This window comes from Hydrotalea flava (assembly GCF_001623405.1).
Lineage (GTDB): Bacteria > Bacteroidota > Bacteroidia > Chitinophagales > Chitinophagaceae > Hydrotalea > Hydrotalea flava.
The window spans coordinates 58483-64837 of sequence record NZ_LUHG01000072.1 but is presented as its reverse complement, the minus strand read 5'-3'; the positions used below and the strand labels follow the sequence as shown (position 1 = coordinate 64837).

Here is a 6355-nt window from a genome sequence, read left to right as displayed (position 1 = left end):
TATCAATTATTCTGAACGGGGTCTTCGCCACAGGCGAGCCACCACTGAATTCATAAACTCTCCAAGTAAATGGAGTTGTACATTTTAACCAGAATGACGCACGGGGTTATTAACCACCACTGCTTAAGTCGGTCTCACATAGAGCTGTCATTGCAAAATTCGGGGTGTTGCAGTAAAGTCGTTAGCTAGGGAATTTATTTTCTGTCGAAAAAGGGGGAATGATACCCAACGGGATGACCATTGACCGCTTCACTGGATGAGAACTGAATACCATCCCACTTAAAATAGCCCACTCCTTGCCTTGTAAAATCAGTAATGCGTTGTTCAAACAATCGGCTGTAATTAGGCCCCGCAATATCTAACATGGCATCGTTGGGGGTTGTACCCACTGTTTCATATCCGTGTGCTTTCATCCAGTTAATACGTTTCATTCTAAATGAATAACCACCTGTAGGGCCCAGCCAAATTCCTAACGTAGTACCCATTGGCTTTAAAGCATTTACAATAGGTTGAATACCATTTGGAAATGTTGTTTTATTTAGCATCCAATTGCTTTCATATACATCCCAACCATCATCTAATACAAAAGCATCCAGATGAATGCCATATTTATTAGTCATGTTCTTTTTAAACAAATCAATGATATGCAGAATATTTTTTTCATTCATTACATGATTGGGTTCAACATGCGGATAGGATGGTGAACGCAAGTCGTACCAACTGTTGTATAACGCATAGGGCTTGTCGGGTGCTGCTTTTATATCATTTACATAATCATAAAACCAATCCTGAATGGAATGATTCGGTGCAAGACCTTCTACTACCCAACTACTTTCAATCCATTCTTTTTTCACTACCTTACCCATTAATTCTTTACAGTTTAATTGCAAACTCATATCACTGTTGCGCACCACCGATGAATTGGCGGCCGGATATTCAATACCGAAAAATACACCACCGCCAGAAAAGTTTATGGCACAAGGCTGACCAAAATCGCCCTGTTTTACAATTCTGTCTGTTTCTGCCTGCGGATGTAGTTGTAACGAAATATACTGAGCGGATGCCCTGTTTTCTTCCCGCATGCTATAGCCGGCATTGTATCCGCTTTGTGTAAATATCTTACCACTTCTGGATACAATGGCTTCAATCCAGTTTTTTTGCAGCGATGTATCTTGTATTGCAATTTTTCTTCTGGCATAAAATGCCTGATCCAATAACTGATAGGTAATACGCAGTTGCAGGGAGTTCTCTTTATTTACCGGGGTAAAATATAAATTAAGCTCCTTACCATTGTTGGGTAAAGCAATAAATTCGTATCGCTGTAATACAAAATCTCTTTTGGTAAGTGATAGTTGCAAATCGCCATTAAAGTCTTTTCCGGGCGCACTCCAATCCGTCCACATCATTTTTAAAGCAAAATCAGCATCTGTATATACGTCATGTGTTTGCGTGTTATGGTACGCTGTTAGCCAATCCGTTTTTGCCAATAGCGCATCTTCGTGTAAAAAATGATGGTCTACTACAATTTGTTGCGTTACCTTGTTGTTACTCAAAGTAAAAATTTGTTCCTGTTCTTTTTGTTGATAGTGGGTTACAACCTGTGCATGAACAAAGGAATAAAAAGAAGCAGTGAGTAATGCTAAGCATACAATTTTCTTCCGTAAATACATGTGGCAAACATTTAAAAAACAATGATTGAAGTGATATTTTCAAATATAACACTTAATCAATTGCCATGCATTGCACAAACGTTTGTGTATAGATGCAGCAATAAGCTTTACTCATTTTTTTGAACGAGTACATTGCTGTTAGAAAATTGCCGACAATTATACAAGGTGCTGAATCACCTTTTGCATTTTATCGCGAACAGCAGCAGCTATTTTTTCTAATTCCGGATTTTGAATGGCCTGCATTGATGCAGCCGGATCAACGGCAGCTACTTCTACTTTTCCCGAGCCCTTTTCCTGTACAATTACATTACAGGGCAGCATGGTGCCAATTTTATCTTCTGCCTGTAAGGCCTGATAGGCAAAAGGTGGATTACAGGCACCTAATATGGTGTAGGGTGCAATTTCAACATCCAATTTTTTTTTAAAGTGGCTTTCATATCAATTTCCGTTAATACGCCAAAACCTTCCGCTTTTAAAGCATCGGTTACTCTTTGAATGGTATTGGAGAAACTGTCGTTCACGATTGCTGAAAAATAGTAAGACATACACCGTTATTTTAGGTAAAACAATACTTAAAACTACAATAAAGTTTGGCCATGAACTGTGACAAAAGTCATATTCACTCATGCATATGTATTGGAATGAATAGCCTGCAAAAATTGCTGAAAATGTTCCGGTTCGTCATCATACAATAACAACTGCCTTTTTGCATTGTACAGGAACATAGAAGGATATTTTCGGGGTGTAAATTGTTGTATAAACTGATTTTGCACATCACGCAACAGTGTAATATTGGGTTTGCCCACCAAATTAGGTGCAAACCGGGTTATAAAATTGGCCATGCTGGCTTCAGAATCTAAAGAAATCAAATACATCGCAACACCTTTCATAGCATTATAATGCGCATTTATTTCGCGGAAAGCATGCTGACAGTGATCGCAGGTTACATCAAAAAATATAAAAAACAGCAGTTTATTCTTTGGAAGGTTATCACGCACAAATGGCTGTCCGTTAAATTGATACAATTGAAAATCAGGAATCGATTTTGCCGGGGCAGGCAATTGTGCATCGGCCATAACAGCCATCATTAATAAACTTAGTATCAAAAATATATTTCTTTGGAAGCGCAGCATACTATGGGTATTGATTTGTTCATCATCACAAGCAATTTAACATTAATTCCTCATTTCATCTAAAAAAAATATATTCCCGCAGAGGTATAAAATAATCTGTTTTTAAAATATTGTTGCTTTGGAACTTTTTCTTTCAGGAAACATTTTTCCTAAAAATATAAAAAGCGCTCCCAGGCCTGCAAATACAAAAAATAAAATCAAGGCATTCAAAAGGGTTTGTTGCCATCCAATTTGTAAAACATTCACAAATGGATAAGGATAAAAACCGGAAAACGATCCTCTGATTAAAATGTATACCAAATACAACAATGGATAAATGAGCCAGCCCAAAATTTGCTGATACTGCACCTGTTTTCTTGCTTCAAATCCATACCAATAAACAATCACAAGCAATGGATTCACGGAATGCAACATTTCATCTACCGGCTTTTGCAAACCAACAGGCTGCCATAAAGGCCGCAACACAATTTGATATACCAGCCCTACTATTGTAATATAAACAGTAATAGCCGTTAGTGAACCGGGTTTGGATAATACATGCAGTTCCCTAAATTGTACCGTAAAATAAACTGCAACTAAAGTATTGGTAAGAATGGTGAAAAAACTAAAAAAGCGTACCAGGGTTTCCGGAACAGTGGCTGTTCTGTTCTGCAGCATTAAATACAATTGCAAAACGACCGATAACCAGATAATGCAGGCAAAGAACAAAGCTATTTTTTTACGCATAATGGTTTATTTTTTAAAAACACAACTTTCAGAAAATTAATAGCTGCAGGTTTTTTAGTGCTGAAATAATAATTTGAAAAAATGAACTGATGTTGTTTGGTATAACAATATAACACAATTACATAAAAATGGTTAAAATATAAATCATACCAAAAGCCATCAAGCCCATGAAGAAAGTAGCGATTGTAAAAACGCGAAGCATCGGCTTCATTTCAACTGATGAAAATTTGGCTACCACCCAAAAATAAGAATCGTTGGGATGTGAAACAATCATTGAACCGGCTCCCATAGCCAACACACTCATAATGGTTCCATTTGGAGTAGCCAAACCCAAAACAGGCAAAAAGGGTAGAACAATGGAAGCGGTTGTAATTACTGCAACGGTTGTAGAACCTTGTGCCGTTTTTAAAATAACTGCAATTAGGAAAGGAAATAATATGCCCAAATGTTTTAAAGGCAATTGGCCGGCATACTGGCCAATATTTGTAACTGTTAATACTGCTCCAAATGCGCCTCCTGCAGCTGTGATCATTAATATATTACCCGCTTTTTCTACAGCATGTTGTAATACCAACTGTAGTCCATTTGAGTTATATTTACGAATACTGCTTAATGCCAGCAATACACCAATGGTTAGCGCAGCAACAGGATCGCCCAATACGAGCCAGGAATGCAAAAAATGAGTGGGAGGAATTTGGGAATTCAAAACAGATTTTGCTGCAATCAGTACAATAGGTAAGATAACCGGTAAAAAAGCGGAAATAACGTTGGGGCATTGCTGTATTATCTCCGTTGCTTCCTCATCAAGAGGGGTAATAGCCTGAACAGAAATTTTTTTCCCGGCATAGATTGCCCAAAAATATCCGGTTAACATAGCCGGTATCGCCACCAGTATTCCCGTCCACAACAGTTTTCCCAAATCAACCTGCAGCAGTAATGCAGCAGCAGTAATGCCCGGATGTGGCGGCACTAATGCATGTACAGCAAATAAACCCGTGGATAAACAAACCGCCAGCACAATCATAGGTATGCCCGTTTTTCTTGCCAGAGTGTTATTCAAACCACTTAATACAATATATCCTGAATCACAAAAAATGGGTAACCCTACCAAAAAGCCGGTGATGCTCATGGCAAAGGCAGCATTTTTTTCACCCACCAGCTTTAAAATATACTGCGCCATAACCGTTGTACTTTTGGTATGCTCCAGTAATGCACCTAAAGTAGTACCCAGAACAATCAGTAAACCCAACGATTGCATGGTATTGCCAAATCCGGTTTTCATTGCCGTAATAATAGCATCAGCCGGTAATTGCACACCCAATCCTACCACCACAGCGGCAATGCATAAAGCAAAGAAAGGCGATAGCCTATATTTTACTGTTAAAAGTATAATCAGGAATAATCCTACTATAAAAACAACGAGTAATTGAAGCATAGGTTGTGTTTATATGAATGTGATGTATGCCAATGGATGTAAAATCAGGGTATCAACACGATTACCAAATCCATCACATTGGTTTGTGTAGGGCCTGTTTTTATTAATCCATTTACAACTTCAAAAAAATGATAGGAATCGTTTTGCTGTAAGTATTCAGTTGCATTGATTCCCAATTGAATTGCTTGTTGCATCTGTTCAATATTTGTATAAGCCCCTGCAGCATCGGTGGGGCCATCGGTTCCATCAGTACCGCCGGATAAAATAACCAAATTGGAATGTTCCGGCAATGCCAGTGCAGCAGACAATGCTAATTCCTGATTACGTCCGCCCAGGCCTTTTCCCTGAATGGTAACGGTAGTTTCACCCCCGAACAACAAACAACCGGGGCGTGGCCCATTATAGCCAATTGCTTGTTGCACAATTGCAACACCCACTTCTTTTGCTTCGCCGGTTAGGTGCCGGGTAACAATTGTAGTATGGTATCCTAATTTTTCTGCAGTATTTTTTGCCGACTGCAATGCCGTACCATTACTACCCAATAGAAAATAATGCGTTTTTTTGAAACAGGAGTCATCATTTTTGGGTGTATCAGCAATCATCCCGTTCAGCCCTTTCTGCAAATGTTGTATTACTGAATTTGGTATGCGATGTTGTAAATGATATTTCAGTACTACTGTCCATGCGTCAGCAAAAGTAGTAGTATCCGGAAAAGTAGGCCCGGAGCCAATTATAGAGGGGTCATCTCCAATCACATCTGAAATGGCAAACGTAATAACACTGGCCGGCATCAGTAATCTGGCTAATTGTCCACCTTTAATGGCACTCAGGTGTTTGCGCAGCGTGTTCATTTCCTGAATGGTAGCACCCGATGCCAATAACAATTGAAAAGTTTGCTGCAGTTCAAATAAAGCAATACCCGGTGGTGTATCGGCTAACAGCGCAGAAGCACCGCCGGATAATAAAAACAGTACCACATCCTGTTCGGTTAACTGCTGTGCAAAATGAATAATAGCTTGGGCGGCAATTAAACTTTGTGCATCAGGCAAAGGATGCCCCGCTTCTATTAATTGCATGTTTTGTAACGGCAATCCGTGACCGTATTTTGTAACGACTATACCACCAGAAAGCATTTTGCCTACAATAGTTTCTGTAGCCAAAGCCATGGCAGCAGCAGCTTTTCCTGCAGCCAATACATATATTTTGCCATTGGGATGAAGCCTGAATGGTAATTCTTCAACATACAACACACCACTCTTCACCTCCAACTTGCTTTGTAATAACACCGCAGGTTGAACAGCTGCAATAGCTTGCTGAAATATATATACTGCATCTTCGGTTAATAACATACATTTACTTTATACAGCTACTGTATAAAGATACTGTGTTGT

7 protein-coding genes are annotated in these 6355 nt (G+C 39.1%); all 7 read right to left on the bottom strand.

From position 1 onward, the window contains the following. Positions 1–194: 194 nt before the first annotated feature. Positions 195–1670: an alpha-galactosidase gene (locus A0F92_RS08030; RefSeq protein ID WP_068243992.1), complete on the bottom strand. Its 1476-nt coding sequence runs from the start codon at positions 1668–1670 to the stop codon at positions 195–197. Positions 1671–1826: 156 nt separating this feature from the next. After that, positions 1827–2084, bottom strand: coding sequence for a DUF302 domain-containing protein (locus A0F92_RS08025; RefSeq protein WP_253810274.1), 258 nt, complete (start codon positions 2082–2084; stop codon positions 1827–1829). Further along, positions 2051–2215, bottom strand: a complete 165-nt coding sequence (locus A0F92_RS15790; RefSeq protein ID WP_253810272.1) for a hypothetical protein — start codon at positions 2213–2215, stop codon at positions 2051–2053. Before A0F92_RS15790 ends, A0F92_RS08025 begins: the two co-directional genes overlap by 34 nt. A 78-nt stretch (positions 2216–2293) precedes the next feature. Beyond that, positions 2294–2803 (bottom strand): peroxiredoxin family protein, encoded by a 510-nt coding sequence (locus tag A0F92_RS08020; RefSeq protein WP_068243989.1) that lies wholly within the window; start codon positions 2801–2803, stop codon positions 2294–2296. 102 nt (positions 2804–2905) lie between these two features. After that, complete coding sequence (locus tag A0F92_RS08015; RefSeq protein WP_068243986.1) at positions 2906–3529, bottom strand: Pr6Pr family membrane protein; 624 nt, start codon at positions 3527–3529, stop codon at positions 2906–2908. A 118-nt stretch (positions 3530–3647) separates the two neighbouring features. Then, entirely contained in the window at positions 3648–4964 is a 1317-nt protein-coding gene (locus A0F92_RS08010; RefSeq protein ID WP_068243983.1) for a GntP family permease, read from the bottom strand. Between the two features lie 44 nt (positions 4965–5008). Continuing rightward, a complete protein-coding gene (locus A0F92_RS08005; RefSeq protein WP_068243981.1) occupies positions 5009–6313 on the bottom strand; it encodes a glycerate kinase type-2 family protein in 1305 nt (434 codons plus the stop codon). Positions 6314–6355: the final 42 nt, after the last annotated feature.